The sequence below is a fragment of the Ruegeria sp. YTSA105 genome (genome assembly GCF_059610225.1).
Map to the genome: position 1 here is coordinate 113,790 of NZ_JBXWNE010000005.1, position 20,626 is coordinate 134,415.

The 20,626-nt window shown below is 57.4% G+C and carries 17 protein-coding genes and 1 tRNA gene; 6 read left to right on the forward strand and 12 right to left on the reverse strand.

Annotation, left to right across the window (positions count from 1 at the left end; all coding sequences use genetic code 11):
* Positions 1 to 18: 18 nt before the first annotated feature.
* The 6 genes from AC2FH2_RS08820 to AC2FH2_RS08845 all read left to right on the forward strand — a co-directional run bounded on the left by AC2FH2_RS08820 (position 19) and on the right by AC2FH2_RS08845 (position 7,319).
* Positions 19 to 1,047, forward strand: a complete 1,029-nt coding sequence (locus AC2FH2_RS08820; RefSeq protein WP_281972699.1) for an SIS domain-containing protein — start codon at positions 19 to 21, stop codon at positions 1,045 to 1,047.
* Positions 1,044 to 2,180, forward strand: a complete 1,137-nt coding sequence (gene nagA, locus AC2FH2_RS08825) for an N-acetylglucosamine-6-phosphate deacetylase (protein ID WP_496823336.1) — start codon at positions 1,044 to 1,046, stop codon at positions 2,178 to 2,180. The genes AC2FH2_RS08820 and nagA overlap by 4 nt, the downstream gene beginning before the upstream one ends.
* A 138-nt stretch (positions 2,181 to 2,318) precedes the next feature.
* Positions 2,319 to 2,393: transfer RNA gene (locus tag AC2FH2_RS08830), tRNA-Gly, on the forward strand.
* A gap of 127 nt (positions 2,394 to 2,520) precedes the next feature.
* Complete coding sequence (locus tag AC2FH2_RS08835) at positions 2,521 to 4,341, forward strand: ABC transporter transmembrane domain-containing protein (protein WP_271949350.1); 1,821 nt, start codon at positions 2,521 to 2,523, stop codon at positions 4,339 to 4,341.
* 151 nt (positions 4,342 to 4,492) lie between these two features.
* A complete protein-coding gene (locus AC2FH2_RS08840; RefSeq protein ID WP_496823337.1) occupies positions 4,493 to 6,382 on the forward strand; it encodes an acyl-CoA synthetase in 1,890 nt (629 codons plus the stop codon).
* 13 nt (positions 6,383 to 6,395) lie between these two features.
* A complete protein-coding gene (locus AC2FH2_RS08845) occupies positions 6,396 to 7,319 on the forward strand; it encodes an alpha/beta hydrolase (RefSeq protein WP_496823338.1) in 924 nt (307 codons plus the stop codon).
* A gap of 4 nt (positions 7,320 to 7,323) precedes the next feature.
* Here the strand turns inward: AC2FH2_RS08845 and AC2FH2_RS08850 are convergent, their stop codons facing one another.
* From AC2FH2_RS08850 to AC2FH2_RS08905, 12 genes are all read right to left on the reverse strand, one after another.
* Positions 7,324 to 8,160, reverse strand: coding sequence for an alkaline phosphatase family protein (locus tag AC2FH2_RS08850; protein ID WP_142636694.1), 837 nt, complete (start codon positions 8,158 to 8,160; stop codon positions 7,324 to 7,326).
* Positions 8,161 to 8,303: 143 nt separating this feature from the next.
* Positions 8,304 to 9,941, reverse strand: coding sequence for an ABC transporter ATP-binding protein (locus AC2FH2_RS08855; RefSeq protein ID WP_142636696.1), 1,638 nt, complete (start codon positions 9,939 to 9,941; stop codon positions 8,304 to 8,306).
* Positions 9,938 to 10,753: an ABC transporter permease gene (locus AC2FH2_RS08860; protein ID WP_142636698.1), complete on the reverse strand. Its 816-nt coding sequence runs from the start codon at positions 10,751 to 10,753 to the stop codon at positions 9,938 to 9,940. The genes AC2FH2_RS08855 and AC2FH2_RS08860 overlap by 4 nt, the downstream gene beginning before the upstream one ends.
* Positions 10,753 to 11,709, reverse strand: coding sequence for an ABC transporter permease (locus AC2FH2_RS08865; RefSeq protein ID WP_142636701.1), 957 nt, complete (start codon positions 11,707 to 11,709; stop codon positions 10,753 to 10,755). Before AC2FH2_RS08865 ends, AC2FH2_RS08860 begins: the two co-directional genes overlap by 1 nt.
* Positions 11,710 to 11,724: 15 nt before the next feature.
* On the reverse strand, positions 11,725 to 13,308 hold the full coding sequence (locus tag AC2FH2_RS08870; RefSeq protein WP_142636703.1) for an ABC transporter substrate-binding protein: 1,584 nt from the start codon (positions 13,306 to 13,308) through the stop codon (positions 11,725 to 11,727).
* 125 nt (positions 13,309 to 13,433) lie between these two features.
* The gene (locus tag AC2FH2_RS08875) at positions 13,434 to 15,425 is read right to left on the reverse strand and encodes a CocE/NonD family hydrolase (RefSeq protein ID WP_496823339.1); all 1,992 of its coding nucleotides are present in this window, start codon (positions 15,423 to 15,425) and stop codon (positions 13,434 to 13,436) included.
* A 51-nt stretch (positions 15,426 to 15,476) separates the two neighbouring features.
* On the reverse strand, positions 15,477 to 16,580 hold the full coding sequence (locus AC2FH2_RS08880) for a DUF4147 domain-containing protein (RefSeq protein ID WP_496689652.1): 1,104 nt from the start codon (positions 16,578 to 16,580) through the stop codon (positions 15,477 to 15,479).
* On the reverse strand, positions 16,580 to 17,017 hold the full coding sequence (gene dtd, locus AC2FH2_RS08885; RefSeq protein WP_271949362.1) for a D-aminoacyl-tRNA deacylase: 438 nt from the start codon (positions 17,015 to 17,017) through the stop codon (positions 16,580 to 16,582). The genes AC2FH2_RS08880 and dtd overlap by 1 nt, the downstream gene beginning before the upstream one ends.
* 20 nt (positions 17,018 to 17,037) lie before the next feature.
* A complete protein-coding gene (locus AC2FH2_RS08890) occupies positions 17,038 to 17,706 on the reverse strand; it encodes a nitroreductase (RefSeq protein ID WP_496823340.1) in 669 nt (222 codons plus the stop codon).
* 85 nt (positions 17,707 to 17,791) lie between these two features.
* A complete protein-coding gene (locus AC2FH2_RS08895; protein ID WP_496823341.1) occupies positions 17,792 to 18,901 on the reverse strand; it encodes a TFIIB-type zinc finger domain-containing protein in 1,110 nt (369 codons plus the stop codon).
* An 18-nt stretch (positions 18,902 to 18,919) separates the two neighbouring features.
* Complete coding sequence (locus AC2FH2_RS08900) at positions 18,920 to 19,411, reverse strand: cytochrome b (RefSeq protein ID WP_496823342.1); 492 nt, start codon at positions 19,409 to 19,411, stop codon at positions 18,920 to 18,922.
* Between the two features lie 65 nt (positions 19,412 to 19,476).
* A complete protein-coding gene (locus AC2FH2_RS08905; RefSeq protein WP_496823343.1) occupies positions 19,477 to 20,625 on the reverse strand; it encodes an SPFH domain-containing protein in 1,149 nt (382 codons plus the stop codon).
* Position 20,626: the final 1 nt, after the last annotated feature.

The window sequence follows — 20,626 nt, forward strand, 5'->3', positions numbered from 1 at the left end:
CGGAAAGGACGGAACTAGATGTCCGTAGAACTCTCTAAGATGCGTCAGGAAATACTGGAAATTCCTGATGCCGTAGACCGATTGCTAAGCAATGGGGCTGACAATATCCGCCACGCTGCCCAGTTGGCGCGCGACGCAGACCCGCGTTTTCTGGTCTCGGTGGCGCGAGGATCTTCGGATCACGCCTGCACCTATCTGAAATATGCATGCGAACTGTTGCTGAATCTTCCTGTTGCCTCGGTCGGGCCTTCGGTCAACTCGATCTATGGTGCCGAGCTTCGGGCGCAGGGTGCATTGAGCATATCGGTGTCGCAATCTGGACAAAGCCCGGACATCGTTGGCATGACGCGCGCGCTGAAACGATCTGGTGCCGTGACGGTCGCCATTACGAACAATACGGAATCCCACCTTGCAGATGCCACGGATGCCGTCCTGCCTCTTCATGCGGGACCGGAATTGAGTGTGGCAGCAACCAAGACCTTTGTGACGTCTCTGGTGGCGGGGCTGTGGTTGCTGGCGGAAATCGCGGATGAGGCAGAGCTGAAGCAGGCCATATGGTCACTGCCCGGGTATCTTGGGAAGGCTGCCCAATGCGACTGGACCCCGGCCGCCAATGCGATTTCCGGCCGGTCCCTGTTTACCTTAGGTCGCGGTCCGTCGCTGGCGATCTCGAATGAAGCGGCGCTGAAGATCAAAGAGACCTGCCAGATTCACGCCGAGAGCTATTCGACTGCCGAAGTTCTGCACGGGCCGGTCTCAATCGTTGAAGAAGGGTTTCCAACCATTGTGTTCGCCGCCGGTGATGCCGCTGAACAAACAACGGCAGAAGCGGCTGATGCGTTGGCGGCAAAAGGGGCTACCGTTTTTGCCGCAACCTCGGCGGTGAAACAGGCGCAGCCTCTGCCGGTCGTCAGAACGGACCATTGGCTGACCGATCCCATCAGCACCATCACATCGTTCTACAGCATGGTTGAATCGGTCGCCTGCAATCGCGGAATTGACCCTGATGCCCCGCGTCACCTTAAGAAAGTTACGGAAACTGTATGACCTCTCAGACGGTTGTATTCAGAAACGGCGCCTATTTCGACGGCACACACCTGCTGGAGGGGCAGGCGGTTGTGTTTCGCCAAGGTAATTTGTCCGAGATCACCCCGGCAGACGGAACCAAAATCGCCGGGCAGCAGGTCGATCTGAACGGTGATATTCTCTGCCCCGGATTTGTGGACCTACAGGTCAATGGCGGCGGTAGTGTCATGTTCAACGATGATCCTTCTGTCGAGACTATCCAGCGCATTTCTCAAGCGCATAGAAAGCTTGGCGTCGCATCCTTTTTGCCCACCCTGATTACCGACACTGCGGCCAAGACCCAGCAGGCAATAGAGGCCGCGATCAAGGCTGTGGATGTCGGTGTTCCCGGTGTCGCTGGACTGCATCTGGAGGGACCGCATCTTTCGTTGGCGCGAAAAGGGGCGCATGACGCCGCGCTGATCCGCCCGATGGATGAAGAGGATCTGACCACCCTGATAGCCGCGGCCAGCCGATTGCCTTGCCTTAAAGTAACCCTGGCGCCAGAAGCTGTGTCTGAGCGACAGGTTACCTCTTTGGCTGAGGCCGGAATTCTGGTGTCTCTGGGTCATAGCGATGCGGATTTTGCGACCTGTCAACGTTATGCTGCGGCGGGCGCGCGCTGTGTCACACATCTGTTCAACGCCATGAGCCAGCTTGGAAACCGCGAGCCTGGTCTTGTGGGGGCGGCGCTGGCCAATGCGGGTTTGTCTGCGGGTCTGATTGCCGACAGTATACACGTACACCCTGAGGTCATGCGGGCGGCATGGGCGGCAAAGACCGGCCCGGCCCGGATATTTCTGGTCAGCGATGCCATGGCTGTTGCCGGAACAGAGGATGCCGAATTCAACCTTGAAGGGCGCCGTATTACCAGAACGGATGGCCGCCTGACGCTTGAAAATGGAACGCTGGCAGGGGCTGACCTGGATCTGACGACGGCTGTTCGCATCCTTGTCAAAAATGTCGGTGTCCCGCTGAAGGATGCGCTGAGCGCCGCAACGACCTATCCTGCGAAGTTGATTGGCTTGGCCGAATCTTCCAGTAAGAATCTGGCATCCATGATCCGTATTTCGGCGGATCTTGAAACTTGCGAATGGGCGAATGCCGCGCGTTGAATATGCCGCGCGCTGCCGAAACGACCCCGGGATTACCGATGCGCCGGGGTCCGTCCCCGGGTGTCATATGATTTTGAATTTCGCGTGCGAACTGTGCTTGACGACACCTTGGGCATGGCATAAACCAGCCACCGCTGAGCGGGCGTCGTATACTGGCTATTACCTCAGCCTTCCAAGCTGATGAAGCGGGTTCGATTCCCGCCGCCCGCTCCAAATCAGCCCCAAAAGTCTGCGTCAAATAGCCTTTCGTTTGGGCCATTCGGCTGCACCGCTTGACCCGGCGGGTTGTAGACGCCAAGAAGCGGGATACCGGAATTCGAACACGATGTAAGGGCCTGACATGGCAAAACCCGTCTCAGCCAGTCCAGCAGCAAAACCCGCACCCGGTGCGGCTGAGGAACGGGCCAGGTCCAGGAAGATCGGTGTTCTGGCTTCGCTCTGGCCATTCATGAAGCCTTATCGATTGCAAATGATTGGGGCCTCTTTGGCCTTGGTTCTGACCGCCAGCATGACGCTGACATTGCCTTTGGCTGTCCGCCGTGTGGTCGACAACTTTCGGATCGAAGACGGAGAGCTACTGGATTGGTACTTTCTGGCGGCGCTGGGCATCGCCGCGATTCTGGCCGTCGGAACAGGTATCCGCTACGCGCTTGTTACGCGCCTGGGCGAACGCGTTGTCGCCGATATCCGCAAAGCCGTTTTTGATCGCGTCATCGGGATGAGCCCCGAATTCTATGAACGTATCATGACGGGTGAGGTGCTGAGCCGGATCACGACCGACACCACGCTGATTCAATCCGTGCTGGGCTCGTCAGTCTCGATCGCTCTACGCAATATGTTGATGTTTCTGGGCGGGCTTGTGCTGATGCTGCTGACCTCGGCCAAGCTGACCGGGATGGTCTTGCTGCTGATTCCGCTGGTTGTAGTTCCGATACTGGTATTGGGGCGGCGCCTGCGGGTTATTAGCCGGGAAAACCAAGACTGGATCGCAGCCTCATCGGGCAACGCCGGTGAAGCGCTGAGCGCAGTTCAAACCGTTCAGGCCTTTACCCATGAGCAGGCCAGCCGAAATCAGTTCGGTGAGATGACCGAAACGTCCTATACTGTCTCGCTGCGCCGAATTCAGACCCGGGCCGTGCTGACCGTCATCGTTATATTCCTGGTGTTTTCCGGAATCGTGGGCGTGTTGTGGATGGGGGCGAATGATGTCCGCAACGGTGTCATGACCGAGGGCGTTCTGATCCAGTTCGTGATCTATTCGATCATCATGGCCGGTTCGGTTGCGGCCCTGTCCGAAATCTGGAGCGAATTGCAGCGTGCGGCCGGTGCGACCGAGCGGTTGGTCGAGCTGTTGAATGCTCAGGACACCGTGAACGATCCCGGCCAGGCGCAAGCTTTCCCCGCGCCCGTGCGCGGCGAGATTCGGTTCGACGATGTGACTTTCCGCTACCCGGCGCGTCCGGATGTCGTGGCGTTGAATGAACTGTCGCTGACAGTCAACCCCGGGGAAACCGTCGCATTTGTCGGCCCCTCGGGGGCCGGAAAAACAACCGTGATCCAGATGATTCAGCGATTCTATGATCCTGACTCGGGACGCGTTTGTTTGGATGGTATTGACCTGCGAGATTTGGATCGTTCCAATTTCCGCCGTCATATGGCACTTGTGCCTCAGGATCCCACGATATTCGCAGCATCGGCGCGCGAAAATATCCGATTTGGGCGGCTCGATGCGACGGATGCCGAGGTTGAAGACGCAGCCCGCGCAGCTGCGGCCCACGAATTCATCTCGACGCTGCCCGAAGGCTATGACAGCTTTGTAGGAGAGCGAGGCGTCATGCTGTCCGGGGGACAAAAACAGCGGATCGCCATCGCCCGCGCCATTTTGCGCGATGCTCCGATCCTGTTGTTGGATGAGGCGACATCGGCATTGGACGCTGAAAGCGAGCGCGCTGTGCAAGGGGCTGTCGACAGGTTGCGTGCAGGGCGGACGACGCTGATTGTTGCGCACAGATTGGCAACCGTGAAAAAAGCCGACCGCATCATCGTCCTGGAGAACGGGCAGATCGTTGCGCAGGGAACGCATGACGATCTGGTATCGCAGGATGGGCTGTACGCGCGTTTGGCACGGTTGCAATTTACCGATGGTGTTGCAGCAGAGTAACCTGATGGCGAGATATTTTGTTTTGCGCCCCAGCGTCATTCTACATTCTGGGTTGTTCTGCCGTTAAGCCCTTACTTGCACATGAGCGGGTTTTACTTTCATCCTAGATGAGAGCCTGCGCGTGACGCAGTAAAAGTACAGGGAGGAACTAATGGCATTCGCGGGATTAGACGATAAGGCAAGAATAGAAAATGAAATGCCGTGGGAGGATCGAGACGTACCGGTAACCTTTCATCAGTTACTTTCTCGAACGGCGGGCAAGTTCCCCGACCACAAGGCCATTAGCTTTCAGCTGTTTTCCGGCCCAACCGATAAGGCCGAGACACTGACGTGGTCTGATCTGCTGGGTAAGGTCAATCAGGCCGCCAATCTTTTCAGATCTCTGGGTATCGGTGAAAACGATGTGGTGGCCTATGTGCTGCCCAACTGCAACGAAACTCTGGTGACCCTCATGGGAGGGGCCGTCGCAGGGATCGTGAACCCGATCAACCCGTTGTTGGAGCCCGAGCAAATCGCAGCAATTTTGCGCGAGACGAAAGCCAAGGTTGTTGTGACGCTAAAGTCATTTCCCAAAGCCGATGTTGCACAGAAGGTGGAAGAGGCCGTACGCCACGCGCCCGGTGTGAACACAATTCTGGAAATCGACCTGAATCGCTATCTGACGCCTCCGAAATCGTGGATCGTGCCCCTTGTGCGTCCCAAAATGGGCGACAAGGCTAAATTGGCTCATGCGGACTATTTGAATTTCAGCAAAGAGCTGGCGAAACAGCCCAAGACACTGACATTCGAAGACAGTAAATCAGACCGTGTTGCGTGCTATTTCCATACTGGTGGTACAACCGGCATGCCCAAGGTTGCACAACACAAATATTCCGGCCTGATCTATAATGGCTGGTGTGGTGGCACCTTGTTGTTCGACGAAAACGATGTGGTCATGTGCCCACTGCCCATGTTCCACGTCTTTGCTGTGCATGTGATCGTCATGGCTGCGGTGAGTTCGGGTGCGCATGTGGTCTTCCCGACGCCTCAAGGATATCGCGGGGATGGCGTTTTCGACAATTTCTGGAAACTGATCGAGCGTTGGAAAGTCAGCTTTATCATCACGGTTCCGACAGCGATCTCTGCCAAAATGCAGCGCCCTGTCGACGCTGATATCTCGTCAGTGAAAACGGCCTTCTCAGGCTCGGCTCCTTTGCCGGTTGAACTGTTCCGTCGCTTTGAAGAGGCCACCGGCGTCACTATAGTCGAAGGCTATGGCCTGACCGAAGCCACCTGCCTTGTGTCGTGCAACCCGGTGGATGGCGAAAAGAAGATCGGTTCGATTGGCGTTCCGTTCCCTTATACGGATGTGAAAATCCTGCAGGATGGGCCCGACGGTCCGACCGAATGTGGAACTGATCAGATTGGCGAGATCTGTATCTCGAACCCCGGCGTATTTGCGGGCAACACGTATACAGAGGTCGAAAAGAACGTGGGCCTGTTCCACTATGACAAATATCTGCGCACCGGTGATTTGGGCCGGTTTGACGATGATGGCTATTTGTGGATCACCGGTCGTGCCAAGGATTTGATCATTCGCGGCGGGCACAATATCGACCCGGCCGAGATCGAAGAGGCGCTGTTGGGGCATGAAGCCGTGGCATTTGCCGGTGCGATCGGTCAACCAGACGCCCATGCGGGCGAAGTGCCCTGTGCCTTTGTCGAACTGGTCTCTGGGGCCAGTGTGACAGAGCAGGAGCTGATGGAATACTGCAGAGTTCACGTTCACGAGCGTGCCGCGCAACCTAAGCACATGACTATTCTGGACGAACTGCCCAAGACGGCAGTGGGCAAAGTCTTTAAGCCCGAGCTACGTAAGCAGGCGATCACACGCATCTACAATGGTGCGCTTGAAGACGCAGGCGTTGCTGCGCGTGTGGTTTCGGTTCTGGATGATAAAAAGCGCGGGCTTGTCGCGCAGCTTGACGCCAACGGTTCCTCGGACGACGATGTCAGCAAAGTGCTGGGATCGTTCACCCGGCCATGGGAGTGGGCTGCCTGATCGCGGAGGGGCTATGGACTATGAACGTCTGATTGATGAAGAAACTTGGGCGTTCATAAGACGAACGGCTGAAAGCTATCCTGATGACGCGGTCGAATTGTCGATCGAAGATCAGCGCGGCGTCTATGACGTAATGTGCAAGGATTTTCGCCAACCTCGCCCAATGGGTGTTGAAACAGAAGACAGGCGCGCCGATGGCGTGCCTGTTCGCATTTACACCGCAGGCAATCCAAGCCGGACGGTGATCTATTTCCACGGAGGCGGGTTTGTCGTCGGCGGGCTGGACAGTCACGACGATGTCTGTGCCGAACTTTGTGCACAAACTGGGTATCGGGTGATTGCCGTGGATTACCGCCTGAGCCCCGAACATATTCATCCTGCCCAGTTTAACGATAGTTGGGCGGCAACCAACTGGGCGGTGCAAGAGTTCCAGGACCCTTTCGTTCTGGCGGGCGACAGCGCTGGTGGAAATCTGGCCGCCGCAGTTTCACAGCACGGACGGACGCAGTTTGACAATCTTCTTGGTCAGGTCCTCATCTATCCAGGCTTGGGCGGAGATTCGTCCCGTGGTTCCTATAAGGAACATGCCCATGCGCCTTTGCTGACGCTGGAGGATGTAAGTTTTTACGAGAAGGTGCGCTGTGGTGGAGATGTGCCGGAAAACGACCCGACATTCGCTCCATTGCATGACACGGATTTCTCGGGGCTGCCCCCAACCGTGGTGGTAACTGCAGATTGTGATCCCTTACGTGATGATGGTGCGATCTATTGCGAACAGATCAGGGCTGCAGGTGGGCAGGCTCATTGCATCAATGAATCCGGCCTTGTGCACGGCTATCTGCGGGCGCGCACCATGGTCAAACGTGCGGCGGACAGCTTCGAGAGGATCTCGGTGGCGATAGAGGCGTTGGGCCAGCAGATCTGGCCTTACGACTGATCCCCTACTTCAAGAAGGGCTGACCCTTCATGGTTTCGGCAACCGGGGCACCCAAACGGCCCAGAATCGTGGGCGCCAGCTGTAGCTGGTCGATCACAGCATTCGCATCGGGGCCTTCGGCGTCACCGAAGTAATACAGCGCGGTTTCCTGCTGCAATGCGCCACGCCCACCGTGATGGCCACGATCGTCCTGGCCGTGATCTGCGGTGACGATGACGTCGTAACCCAACTGCCGCCAGCGCGGGATAAACGGGGCCAGCATTTCGTCCATCACGAAACAGGCATGGTCCATCTCTTCACATTCATGAAAGAACCTATGACCCATGCTGTCCAAAGTGCTGGTATGCAGCAATCCATAGTCCAAGCCATGGCGTAGGCAGAGATTGGTCAGCGTTGCGAACAGATCGACGTCACAGGGCGTCATCTGGTTGGCTTTGCCATAGCCTGTCATCGTGTGGAACCGACCATGATTGATCGTTTTGCTGTTGGGCTCGTCATATTCAACATCGCGGACATAGTCGAATGGATGGCGATTAAAGAATTGCGACCAGAAGCTGTGGGCCACAGCCCCAGTCACGCCGCCGGCTTCGCGCACTTGGCTGAAGATGTCCTTCTGACTCAGGCGGAACACGTTGCCATTGCCGGTACAGCCATGCTCCTGCGGTGTTACACCGGTATGGATCGAGGCATAGCAGCTTGCCGAGATTGACGGTAGCACAGCGCGCTTCTTCCAAACGCGCGCCTCGCCGGTGTCGACCCAGCCTTCCAGATTGCCGAACAAGCGACGGAAATTGCGCCATGGAACACCGTCCAGAATGATGAGGAGAAGTTTGCGGTCCATGCTCTGACCCTTTTTCAGATTGCTTCAGCCGACCCTAAAAGATTCGGTGCGGTCTGGCTGCCTGATCCCGCCCCGAATGGCAAAATCCCGACACCTTGATCGAATGGCGCCGGGATTTCATAAACTTACGGGAAGGGCCGGGATCAGTTCCCGGCGCTTTCCATTTTGCGGTGGGCGACGACCTCTTCCAGCCAGCCCAGATGCATTTCGGGGACAGAGCTGAGCAGTAGGTCGGTATAGTCATCAAACGGTGGGCTCAGCACCTGCGACTTGGGGCCGTAGCGGACGACTCGGCCCTGATACATCACCGCAATACTGTCGCTGATCGCGCGCACCGTTGCCAGATCGTGGGTGATGAACAGATAGGCCACATCCTCGATCTTCTGCAGGTCCAGCAGCAGTTTGAGGATACCATCCGCCACCAGCGGATCGAGCGCCGAGGTGACCTCATCACAGATGATCATCTTAGGCTTGGCCGCCAATGAACGCGCTATGCAAACACGCTGTTTCTGGCCGCCAGAAAGTTCCGCCGGATAGCGATCCATGTACTTCTCGCCCAGCTCGATCTCATCCAGCAGTTCCACGATCCGCTTGCGCTTTTCGGCGCCGCGCATGTTGAAGTAGAACTCCAGCGGGCGCCCGATGATCGTTCCAACGGTTTGACGCGGGTTCATTGCCACGTCTGCCATCTGATAGATCATCTGCAATTCGCGCAGGTCTTCACGGCTGCGGCCCTTCAGGTCGCCACTGAGCTTGCGTCCGGCGAAATTGATCTCGCCATCGCGCGGCGGAAGCAGACCGGTGATCACCCGTGCCAGCGTGGACTTGCCAGAACCGGATTCGCCCACAACCGCTAATGTTTGACCTGGATGGAGCTCGACATTGACGTTGTGCAGGACGTCGAAATTTAGCCCCTTATAGCGCGCAGTGATCCCGTCAACTGTCAGCACTGGTTCGGATGTTGGCTTCTTTTCTTCATGTTCGATGGAGCGGACCGAGACCAGCGCCTTGGTATACTCTTCCTGCGGGTTGTTGATGATCTGATCGGTGTTGCCGTACTCGACCGTGTTACCCATGCGCAGAACCATGATGTCGTCGCTGACTTGTGCAACGACGGCCAGATCGTGGGTGATATAGAGCGCGGCAACGCCGGTATCACGAATGGCTTCCTTAATGGCCATCAGAACATCGATCTGGGTGGTCACATCCAGCGCAGTTGTCGGTTCGTCGAACACCACCAGATCAGGCTCAGGACAAAGCGCCAGTGCTGTCATACACCGCTGTAGCTGACCGCCCGAAACTTGGTGCGGATAGCGATCACCAATATTGTCCGGATCGGGAAGCCCCAGTTTGGCGAACAGTTCCCGCGCGCGGGCTTCGGCCTCTTTACGAGAGAACTTCTTGTGCTCCACCGCGGCTTCGATCACCTGATCCATGATCTTCTTGGCTGGGTTGAACGATGCTGCGGCGGATTGCGAAACATATGCTACTTCGCCTCCGCGCAGATTACGGATATCGCTATGCGGGGTTTTCAGGATATCGCGCCCGTTAACCCAAACTTCTCCGCCGGTGAGTTCAACACCACCACGGCCATAGGCCATTGAGGCCAGACCAATGGTGGATTTACCGGCCCCGGATTCACCGATCAAACCCAGCACCTTGCCGCGTTCAAGGTCAAAGCTGACCCCGTGCACGATTTCGATATCATGGGGTTTTTCTCCCGGCGGGTAAACGGTCGCGCCGATTTTGAGGTCGCGGACCTTGAGAAGGGTATCACTCATCCCCGGCCTCCTTTCAGCGATGTGGTACGGTTCAGGACCCAGTCAGCAACAAGGTTGACCGAGATGGCGAGGGTCGCGATGGCAACAGCCGGATATAGCGCCGCGCCGATGCCATAGACGATACCGTCTTTGTTTTCCTTCACGATTCCACCCCAATCCGCCAGCGGCGGTTGGACGCCCAGACCCAGGAACGAGAGGGTCGAGATAAACAGAACCATAAAGATGAACCGCAATCCGAACTCGGCCACCAGAGGCGACAGAGCATTGGGCAGGATTTCCCGGAAGATGATCCAGATACGACCCTCACCGCGCAGCTTGGCAGCCTCAACATAGTCCATCACATTGATATCCACAGCGACAGATCGCGACAGGCGATAGGGGCGTGTGGCATCCAGCAGGCCCATCACCAGGATCAGGATCGGGACAGTCACCGGGACAATCGCCAGAATGACCAGCGCCAGGATCAGTGTCGGGATCGACATGACCAGGTCAACCGCTCGGCTGAGGACCTGATCGGCCCAGCCACCAAGAACAGCGGCCAGCAATCCCAGCGTGGTGCCGGTGGCAAAGCTGAGGATTGTGGCAGCAGCAGCGATAAAGATGGTCGTGCGCCCGCCATAGATCATGCGAGTTAGCAGATCGCGCCCGATATTGTCCGTACCCAACAGGTGTTTGGCACTGGACGGTTCCCAGACATCACCGACCACCTCGGCCATGCCGTAAGGAGCGATCAGAGGTGCGGCGAGCGCCACGAAAAAGTACAGCCCGGTGAAAAACAGACCGATCATGGCCGAAATAGGAAGATTCTTCATCATTTCGGGTGCCTCAGTCTTGGATTGGCAAGGATGGACACGATATCGGCAACCATGTTCAGCCCGATATAGACCGCAGCGAAGACAACGCCGCAGGCCAGAACCACAGGCACGTCACGCTTGGTCACCGAGTCCACAAGATATTGCCCCATGCCAGGGTAAACGAACACCACTTCGACCACGACGACGCCCACGACCAGATAGGCCAGGTTCAGCATAACAACGTTGACAATGGGCGAAATCGCGTTGGGGAAGGCATGTCGCGCGATGACCTGAAAACTGGACAAACCTTTCAGCTCAGCCGTTTCGATATAGGCCGACTGCATCAGGTTTAGGATTGCGGCGCGGGTCATCCGCATCATCTGTGCCAATACCACCAGCGTCAGCACAAAGGCCGGCAAGGCGATTGCATAGAGCTTTTCACCGAAGGACATCGAATCGTTGATCATCGCAAGCGAGGAAAACCAGCCCAGTTTTACGGAAACGAAATAGATAATCACGTAGCCGATCAGGAATTCGGGGATCGAAACCGTGGTCAAGGTCACAGCCGAGATCAATTTGTCCGGCATGCGGTTGCGATAGCGGACGGCCAACAAGCCAAGGAAGATAGCGAGTGGTACGGAGACGACGGCGGCGGCACAAGCCAGGAACAGCGTGTTGCCCAGGCGCTTGCCGATGCTTTCAGCGATATCCAGTTTGTTGGTCATCGATTGGCCCAGATCGCCTTGAACGATCCCGCCCAGCCATTCGGCGTATCGGGTCAGGGCAGGGCGGTTCAGCCCCATTTCCTCACGTAAGTTAGCAAGAGCCTCAGGAGTTGCGGACTGTCCCAGGACGGCTTGCGCGGCGTCTCCGGGCAGGGCTTCGGTCAGGCCAAAAATCAGGGCCGAAGCGCCAAACAGCAATAGGAGTCCCAGCGCAAGGCGCTGGGAAACCAATTTGATGATAGGATGCATGATCCGTGGTCCTAATCAGGAGAACCACATCTTGCGGGACATGTTGCCGTTCATCATCTCTTGGGTCGGGTCGCTTTCCCAACCTTCCAGCTGATTGCTGACACCTTCGACGAAATCATTGAACATCGGGCAGATTACGCCGCCTTCGTCGCGGACCATCATGCCCATCTGTTTGTAGATGTCTTTGCGCTTGTCATTGTCCAGCTCGGCGCGGGCTGCAAACAGCATCTCGTCAAAGGCAGGAACCTTGAACCGCGTGTCGTTCCAGTCTGCGGTCGACAGATACGCGGTCGAATACATCTGGTCCTGCACCGGACGGCCACCCCAGTACGAGGCGCAGAACGGCTGTACGTTCCAAACCTCGGACCAGTAACCATCGTTGGGTTCACGCTTGATTTCCAGCGGGATACCAGCCTGAGCCGCGGTCTGCTGGAACAGGGCGGCCGCGTCCACCGCACCAGGGAAGGCGCCATCAGCGACCTGCAGAATGATTGGTGAGCCGTCATGACCCGACTTCTTGTAATGCTCAGCTGCTTTTTCGATGCTGAATTCACGCTGCGGGATCGAACCGTCAAACAGCGGGTAGGCCGCGTTGATCGGCATGTCATTCCCAATCGAGCCATAGCCACGCAGAACCTTGTCGACCAGATCCTGACGGTTAATCGCGTGTTTCAGGGCCAAACGCAGTTCATTGTTATCAAACGGTGCCGTGTCGCAATGCATGATAAACACATAGTGGCCACGGCCTGCGGTTGAATGCACAGTCAGGTTCGGTGCGCGACCCAGCAGATCAGCAATCTTGGGCTCAACCCGGTTGATCGCGTGGACCTGACCGGATTGCAGCGCGGCGGTCCGGGCGGTAGCGTCATTGATAACAACCACTTCGACGCTGTCGAAATTGCCGTAATCGCTCCAGTGGTTGGCGAATTTCTTGAACACGTGGCGCACGCCGGGTTCGTTGACTTCCACTTGGTAAGGGCCGGTGCCAACCCCTGCGCCCGGATCTTCCATGCCGCCATCCGGCTGGATGATCAGGTGATAGTCCGCCATCAGATAGGGCAGGTCGGCATTTGGTTCATTCAGCGTAACCTGGAAATTGTCGCCATCAGCCTTCATCGATTCGATGCCGCGCATGATGCCCAGAGCACCGGACTGGGAATCCTCGTTCGAGTGACGCTCCATGGTTTTCAGCACGTCTTCGCTGGTCATGGTCTTGCCGTTGTGGAATTCCACGCCCTGACGCAGTTTGAAGGTCCAGACCCTGGCATCCGCGCTGCCTTCGACGCTTTCTGCAAGGCGCGGTTCGATCGATCCATCGGGCGCAACCTCGACCAGTTGGTCGCCGAACTGCTTGCCGTTCTGGAACGGAACCGAGCTGGCATAGGTGGCCGGGTCAAGCGAGTTGGTGGATTCCCCGCCCTGCAGGCCAAATTTCAGATCACCGCCCTTTTTCGGGCCAGCCGCGCGTGCAGCATCGGCAAACATTGTGCTGGCCATCGCAGCAGACACACCAAGTGCTGCAGCTTTCCCCATAAATTCGCGGCGGGTCAGCTTGCCAGCTGTAACCTGCTTGGCCATGTGAGTGATTTGTTCGTTCATTCAGATATCTCCCAGTGATTTATCTCGTCAGCCCCTGACGGGTTTTTTTATTGACGCGCCAGTCAAGTTAGGCGCAATTCGGTTGGTCGAGCAAGAAAAAAGTCCGGCTCAGACCTGCTTGAATTTCACATATGATTACGCGGTACGGTATCCTCCTTAGTCTTTGAAAATACCAAACTGCCGTTTTCAAATGCCTTGAGTTCAGCACAGAGGTAGAAGTTTCCGGCGTCTGACCACATTTCGCAAGATGTTTCTGTACGCAGCTCTGTGCCGTCACGGATTATCTCTTGTGTCCAATGGCAATATCCGCGCGCAGATAAGGGGTCATCAGGGCGAATCGACCAACGTTCAAAGGCTGTTCCGCCATGTGTCAGGCCGTGGTGGTTGTCCGTAACAAGGCCAAAGTCATCTTCGATAATCAGATGAGTTTCCCCCGAGTTCATGTCAGTTTCGACCTGTCGAGAGTTCCGGCTGTCTCGGACAGTCGTGATGTCGTGTGCGGCCTCGGCATCCGGGGGGGGGAATACATATGCCTCGCTAGCCGCGTGACGGATGGGCAGCTTGATTTGGCCCTCGGTCAGATGCAGTTCTGCAGACTCGGGCGAAGGCCAGATCAGCGGCCAATAGGCGCTGGATACCGCAATCCGCATGCGGTGTCCCCTTGGCACCCGATAAGCGATATGGTCCAGATTCAGCGTGACCTCGTATACCTTGCCTGGGACCAATTCGGTCGGTTGCGAATGGGTATCGCGATGGCACAGGTTAAGGACACCGTATGTTATGCGTGTTGTTGCCCCATCGGGATGGACGTGATTCAAGCGCACTGCCATCTGGGCATGGGGACGGTCGGCACTGATGTGCAGGCATATTTGCGGCGCGCCCACGATGTTCAGATCATTGGCCAGTGGGGCGCTGTCGAAACAGGCCGAAAATGCATCATCCACACGCTGATCGCCCGGCATATCCGGCCCCAACCAGATGGCGCAGTATTCTCCGCCTTCCATCCCGCAGGTCTGGGGGGATCGGATGCACGTGTCCAGCGGTCCGGGTTGGTCCAGCCCAACATTAGAAATATTCAGAGTTTGAATAGGAAGATGCGAGGTCGCGCCTTTATCCTCGGTTATCCAGCAACCGGGCCGTTCCTTGTACCAGCGCTGGGGGCGTACCCCATCCATAAGATAGGCGCGATAGTCGGGTTCCTGGTCGACGCCAGTATCCTGGCCTTTCAACCAATGGTCCCACCAACGCAAGGCCTCTTGCAGAAATCCGATTCGGGGCTCCGGAACAGCAAAATGCGGATACTTGTGAACCCATGGTCCGACGATCCCCTTGACCGGAGAATCAAGCTGTTCAACCAATAAAGGCACCGTATTCTTATAGGCATCGCCCCAGCCGCCAACAGCCAAAGTCGCCGCCCGGATAGCGCTGAAATCCTCGCAGACTGACCCGTGACGCCAATAGGCATCCCGAGTCTGATGGCGCAACCAGACAGAGGGCAGAAAGGGCTCGTTCTCAAGGCGGTCCAGCCACAGCTCGCGCCAGTTCGGACGCAGGGCCGGATCGGGAGCGCGCGATGAATAAGACCACATGGTCGCGCCCCAGCCGAGATTTTCGTTCAGCAGGCAGCCACCCTTGTAGTGGATGTCGTCCGCATACCGGTCGGCGGTCGAGCATAGCGTGATAATCGCCTTCAGCGCCTCTGGCTGTAGTGCCGCCACCTGCAAAGCATTGAAACCGCCCCAACTGATCCCCATCATTCCTACAGAACCAGAGCACCACGGTTGCTGCGCCAGCCACTCGATAGTTGCTACTGCATCGTCCAGTTCCTGCTGGGTATACTCATCCTCCATCAGCCCTTCGCTGTCACCATTGCCGCGCATGTCCACGCGGATGCAGGCGTAGCCGCGCTTGGCAAACCATGGATGGGTCAGGGCGTCTCGTGTCGCAGTGCCGTCGCGTTTGCGATAGGGCAGGAACTCTAGAATGGCAGGTACAGGGTGGCTTTCTGCATGCGACGGCTTCCATATCCGGGCTGAAAGCCGGCACCCATCCGGCATGTGAATGCCGACATCTGGCAGGTCTTCGATGTCGAGTAGCGAATTGTCGGCTGGATTCATTCAGTCAGTCTCGGGGCCAAAAGGGTTTTGGTGCAGGTGAAAATCGTCAAATCAGCTTCGGATTGCGACAATAAGGTCCATTACGTTGGTTCCGGTCGGCCCGGTGACGAAAAGAGCATTTGCGCGTTCCAGATAGCTGCCGCTGTCAGCATCCCGCAGCGCCTTTTCCGCACCATCGCCCCAAATGGTCCCGTCAACAATCGCCCCCGCGGCCTGGGTCGGCCCGTCGGTGCCGTCGGTGCCCCCGACAAGCAGCGTCAGCCCAGCAATACCCGCGATTTCTCTGGCCAACGCTAAAGCGAGGGCCTGATTGCGCCCACCCTTGCCTGGATTTCTGGGCAGCACGACAGTTGGCTCTCCACCGAAAACCATGACGCCTTCGGGCATATTGCGCAGCCGTGGCCCCAAACGGGCTGCTATGCTTTTCAGGTCATCGTGCAGGCATTCCTCATTCGCTAAAACGGGTGCGCCCTCGGCCATGGCCAGTCGGGCGGCGGCAGCACGGGCATGCTTGTTCGATGCAACGATGCGCGCAACTCCCTGAAAATCGCGCGGCTCAGGAAGTGCGCCAATGCCCGATCCGATAACGTTCAGGTCATCGCCGGGCACATCGGAAATCGCCAGAACAGTCGCCTTCGCTCCTTTGAACTGTGCCAACAGGCCAGACCCTTTGATTTGGGACAGTTTGCGCCGTTCGGCGTTCATTTCAGAGATATTCAACCCTTCCGACAGCAGTTTTCGGTTCAACTGCTCCAGATTCGCCAGCGTATTGCCGGGTACAAGGTCCTCAGCCAAAGACGAGGCCCCGCCCGAAGCCAGCAGCAGCAAATGCGAAGATGATCCCATCGACTGGACCATCTCACGCAGTGCGCGGCCCGCTTGCAGACTGCGGATATCAGGAACGGGATGAGAGGCCTCGATCACCCTGACATGGTCAGGCAGGGCGTCCCCGTGGCCATCCTTGGTGACAACTAGCGCGGGGAGGGGGCCGAAATGGTCCAGCGCTGCGCGGGTCATCGCCGCCGCAGCTTTGCCGACAGCCAGAATTTGGTTGGGTTGCTCTACATCGTTCAAGGCGGATAACGTCGCCGCATATCCACCAACCGCGTCAACCCCGGCCTGCCATATTCGGGTTGCCTTTTGCCTTTGCTCCATCAGCTTTCGACCCAGATCGTGACCGGGCCGTCATTGACCAGTTCGACGGCCATATCCGCCCCGAATTGACCGGTTTCGACAGGGACGCCAAGACCACTTAGCCGATGCGCGAAAACCTCATACAAGCGTTTTCCAACCTCTGGCGGTGCCGCTTCAGAAAACCCCGGGCGGTTCCCGCGCGAGGTATCAGCGGCAAGTGTGAACTGGCTGATTACTAGGGCCGAGCCGCCCGTATCCAGAACCGACCTGTTCATCTTGCCGGCCTCATCCTTGAATATCCGCAGCTTTGAGACCTTGGCAGCAAGCTGTTCGGCCTTTTGGTCGTCATCCCCCTGCATCGCGCAAACCAGTATCAGCAGGCCCGGACCGGTTTGTCCGATCACCGTACCCTCGACCGAGACTTTTGCCAGCGAGACCCTCTGCAACAGCGCACGCATTTGGTTCCTCCATTTGATGGTCAGTCGACCCACTCGACAAACGCGTCGGGCGCGGCGCGACTGGTTCTAAACCTGTTGGCCGGGTGGTCTTTGTCTGCATAGCCGAAAGAGATCGCACATAGGATCAGACGGTCATCCGGGATGTTGAAATATCGGTGCAGAAAAGGGCCATAGCTGGCCACTGCGGCCTGCGGAATTGTCGCTATGCCCAGAGCCTGCGCCGCTAGGGTGAAGGCCGTAACAAAGCCACCACAATCCATCGCGCCATAAGCGCCGAGTTCCGTTGGGCTGGATATGATTGCACAATGGGGCGCTCCGAAAAGGGCGAAATTCTCCATCATCTGCCGGGTGGACCCGGCGCGATCTCCGCGTTCAACGCCAACGGCTTCGTAAAGGGCCCAGCCGCATTCACGGCGGCGTTCCTGGTAGATGCCCGAATAGGAGGCAGGAATGGGCAGGTCCGGGGATGGCGTGTCCGCGGTTACCTCATCCTGCAGAGCCTTCCGAAACTTATCGGTCTCTGGCCCGCTGGTGATGGTCACGTTCCAGGGCTGCGCATTGCACCAGCTTGGAACGCGGGCTGCGCTGGTCAGGATCTGATTAATCTGATCCTTTGGCACCGGGTCAGACAGGAAGGCGCGGCAGGAATGCCGTTGATCCAGTAGACTGTTCAGAGCGGATAGTGTCACACAGGCCTCCCCATCGGCGTTGACAGGGCGCAGGATGAGGTCAGACTGGCGGATGTTCAAGTGCTGATGCGGTTAGCCGGTCACGTCATTGCTGACCGGTTGCCACCATGTAACCAACACCGGCAGCTACCAAAAGGCCAAGGCACACGGCGACAGAGATCTTGAGCGCTGACCAGGGACGTTCCCCCTGAACGCGCCCGGTGCGGCCGTTTACTACAAACCTGTACGTCTGCCCCCGATATTTGTAGGCGGCCATCCAGATCGGCAGGAGGACATGCTTGAAGGTCACATCCCGCACATCGGTCTCAACCGCATGAACGCGCTGCCGATCGCCACCAATATCAAAGCGTACATCCCGTTCTATCACGCGGGACATATGTGTGCGGGCTTCGGTGTAGCCGTCATTCAATTCGACTGTATAGGCCTCGGCCCGAAAACCGGCGAGGTACTCAGGCTGATACGGTTCCAACGCGGGTAAATCCCAGGGTTCCAGCGCGTCGGTGTACTTCTTGGGCAAAGACTGGGATGCCAAAACCAGAACGTCATCAAAGAACCGTGCGACCCGGCCCGATTTCGGGGACCATCTCACCTTGGCGACCCTTTGCTGTACACGCTTGCCATCGCGCATGACGCTGCGTGTTTCATAGTAAACTATGCCGCGCTCGCCCCGATATGTGGATTTCGTATCCGCATCGAAGGTCCAGTATGGAACATAGATACCCTGCATCTTGCGCCCTTTGCGGGCATAATCCTTCAACCCGTTTGGGGCGAACCATAACCGTCCCAGCCAGTCTCCCATCGCCTTATGCGCAGTGCGTTCATCCAGCGCAAAGGGCAGCACGCCGCGGGGTTTGATGTGACGGCTGATGCCGGTATCCGTCACTACTGGGGTTGCGCAAAAGGGGCATTCGGCTGCGTGCGTGGCCGGGTCAAATTCAACTTGAGCCGCACAGTTGGGGCAGGTCAGAACACGCGTTTCCTCGATCTCATCGTCAGGCAGCTGATCCGAAAGCGCACTGTTGAAATCCAGCTCTTTCAGGCTGGAACCGCCCCACGGTCCGGCGCCAATTGCCTCGGAGTGACCGCAATGGTCACAGGTGAGCGTACCATCACCGGGATTGAACCGATAATCCGCCCCGCATTGATCGCAGGGAAAGCGGTGTTCGTCTAAAATGTTAGGGTCGGTAGGGGCCATTGAAGTCTCGAATTTGCGTTATCGGCCAGAGGACAGGCGCATCCGGTTCAGCACCCCGTCCCGTTTGATGAAATGATGCCAGATGGCAAAAGCAGCGTGACCTAATGCGACGAACAACAGGGCATTGCCCACGGTTTCGTGGACCTCACCAGCAACATGGATACCCCCGAACCAGGCCAACATGCCGAAGATTGGCACCGCGACCATCAGCGCATAAAGCAACAGATGTCCCAACTTTGCTGCGCTCGCCATCAGGTCCGAGCTCTCCTCAACCGGGGCAGGCGCGCCCTGTCGCCACCGAAGAAGGATGCGGACCAGGATCAGCGCAAAGACGATGCAGCCAAGCCAGACATGAGGGGTGGCCCCTTCTGTCCAGACCGTGTTGCCCTCAAGCCGGGTATGCAGGGCCCGTCCCATGCCATCGCTGCTGATCCATTCGCCGATGATGATCACAGCGATCAGCCAGTGCAATACGATTTGGGGCATTGAGTAGCGGTCCAAAGTAGACATTCGTTTGCTCTTTCAGAGAGGTTGCGGATACGCGTTAAACGTTGCTGCCTAAGCTTTCCGTCACTTCAGGCTCCGGGCGGGGGTGGCGGGAGGATCGTGAACAACTGTGCCAGTTCCTGTACCTCACCCGCCTTTTTCCAGCCGTCCTGACCCGCGGTCCAGACATGGGTGTCACGGGTGATCTCTCCCTCTGTCGCCATGCGGCCCATCTTGGCCTTGGAAAATGGCCCGCTGGTTTGCCCGTCAACGGCGATATGCCAGACATGTTCCACTGGCGGTGGCGGCGGAGGCGCTGTATGCGCCGCAGATTGCTGGGCAGCGGGGGCGGAGCCGACCCACGGACCGCTCGGCTGACCCGCTGCCATGTTCGACATCTGCTGTGCCATGGCCATGCCCATTCCCATGCCAAGGCCAGCGCCCATGCCACCGCCCTGACCGGGATTGTTGGCCGCGGCTGTCATCGCCTCAGCGGCTGAATACTGGGTGAATTTACCCAGATCACCAGCCAGCCCCATCGATGTCCGCTTGTCCAGCGCCGCTTCAACTGCGGGTGGCAGTGAGATGTTCTCGATATAAAATTCAGGCATCTCCAGCCCGTACCCGTCCAACACCGGGGTCACTTCTGCCGCGATCAACTTGCCCAGATCGGCGGTATTGGCGGCCATGTCCAGAACCGGAATGCCTGATCCTGCGATGACCCGGCTGAATTCCTGAACGATGATATTGCGCACCTGAAAGCTGATCTCGTCCATCGTGAACTCACCATCGGTGCCGACGATTTCGATCATGAATTTTGCTGGGTCTTTGACCCGGGTTGTATAAGTACCGAAAGCGCGAATGCGGGTCGGTCCGAATTCCGGATCGCGCAGCATGATCGGATTCTTGGTGCCCCATTTCAGGTCATTGAAGCGAGTCGTGTTGACGAAATAAATCTCGGATTTGAACGGAGACTGAAAGCCATGGTCCCAATGCTGCAGTGTCGTCAGGATCGGCATATTGTTGGTCTCGAGCATATAGAGACCGGGGGTGAAGACATCCGCCAGCTGCCCCTCATGCACGAAAACGGCCGCCTGGCCTTCGCGCACGGTCAGTTTGGCGCCGTATTTGATCGCATGGCCCTCGCGTTCGAACCGCCAGACCATCGTATCGCGGGTGTCGTCGACCCAGTGGATGACGTCGATGAACTCGCCGGTCAGAAAATCGAAAATACCCATT

Coding starts and splice junctions, on each gene's coding strand:
- AC2FH2_RS08820 (WP_281972699.1), top strand. CDS start 19: ATGTCCGTAGAACTCTCTAAGATGCGTCAGGAAATACTGGAAATTCCT.
- nagA (WP_496823336.1), top strand. CDS start 1,044: ATGACCTCTCAGACGGTTGTATTCAGAAACGGCGCCTATTTCGACGGC.
- AC2FH2_RS08835 (WP_271949350.1), top strand. CDS start 2,521: ATGGCAAAACCCGTCTCAGCCAGTCCAGCAGCAAAACCCGCACCCGGT.
- AC2FH2_RS08840 (WP_496823337.1), top strand. CDS start 4,493: ATGGCATTCGCGGGATTAGACGATAAGGCAAGAATAGAAAATGAAATG.
- AC2FH2_RS08845 (WP_496823338.1), top strand. CDS start 6,396: ATGGACTATGAACGTCTGATTGATGAAGAAACTTGGGCGTTCATAAGA.
- AC2FH2_RS08850 (WP_142636694.1), bottom strand. CDS start 8,160: ATGGACCGCAAACTTCTCCTCATCATTCTGGACGGTGTTCCATGGCGC.
- AC2FH2_RS08855 (WP_142636696.1), bottom strand. CDS start 9,941: ATGAGTGATACCCTTCTCAAGGTCCGCGACCTCAAAATCGGCGCGACC.
- AC2FH2_RS08860 (WP_142636698.1), bottom strand. CDS start 10,753: ATGAAGAATCTTCCTATTTCGGCCATGATCGGTCTGTTTTTCACCGGG.
- AC2FH2_RS08865 (WP_142636701.1), bottom strand. CDS start 11,709: ATGCATCCTATCATCAAATTGGTTTCCCAGCGCCTTGCGCTGGGACTC.
- AC2FH2_RS08870 (WP_142636703.1), bottom strand. CDS start 13,308: ATGAACGAACAAATCACTCACATGGCCAAGCAGGTTACAGCTGGCAAG.
- AC2FH2_RS08875 (WP_496823339.1), bottom strand. CDS start 15,425: ATGAATCCAGCCGACAATTCGCTACTCGACATCGAAGACCTGCCAGAT.
- AC2FH2_RS08880 (WP_496689652.1), bottom strand. CDS start 16,580: ATGGAGCAAAGGCAAAAGGCAACCCGAATATGGCAGGCCGGGGTTGAC.
- dtd (WP_271949362.1), bottom strand. CDS start 17,017: ATGCGTGCGCTGTTGCAGAGGGTCTCGCTGGCAAAAGTCTCGGTCGAG.
- AC2FH2_RS08895 (WP_496823341.1), bottom strand. CDS start 18,901: ATGGCCCCTACCGACCCTAACATTTTAGACGAACACCGCTTTCCCTGC.
- AC2FH2_RS08900 (WP_496823342.1), bottom strand. CDS start 19,411: ATGTCTACTTTGGACCGCTACTCAATGCCCCAAATCGTATTGCACTGG.
- AC2FH2_RS08905 (WP_496823343.1), bottom strand. CDS start 20,625: ATGGGTATTTTCGATTTTCTGACCGGCGAGTTCATCGACGTCATCCAC.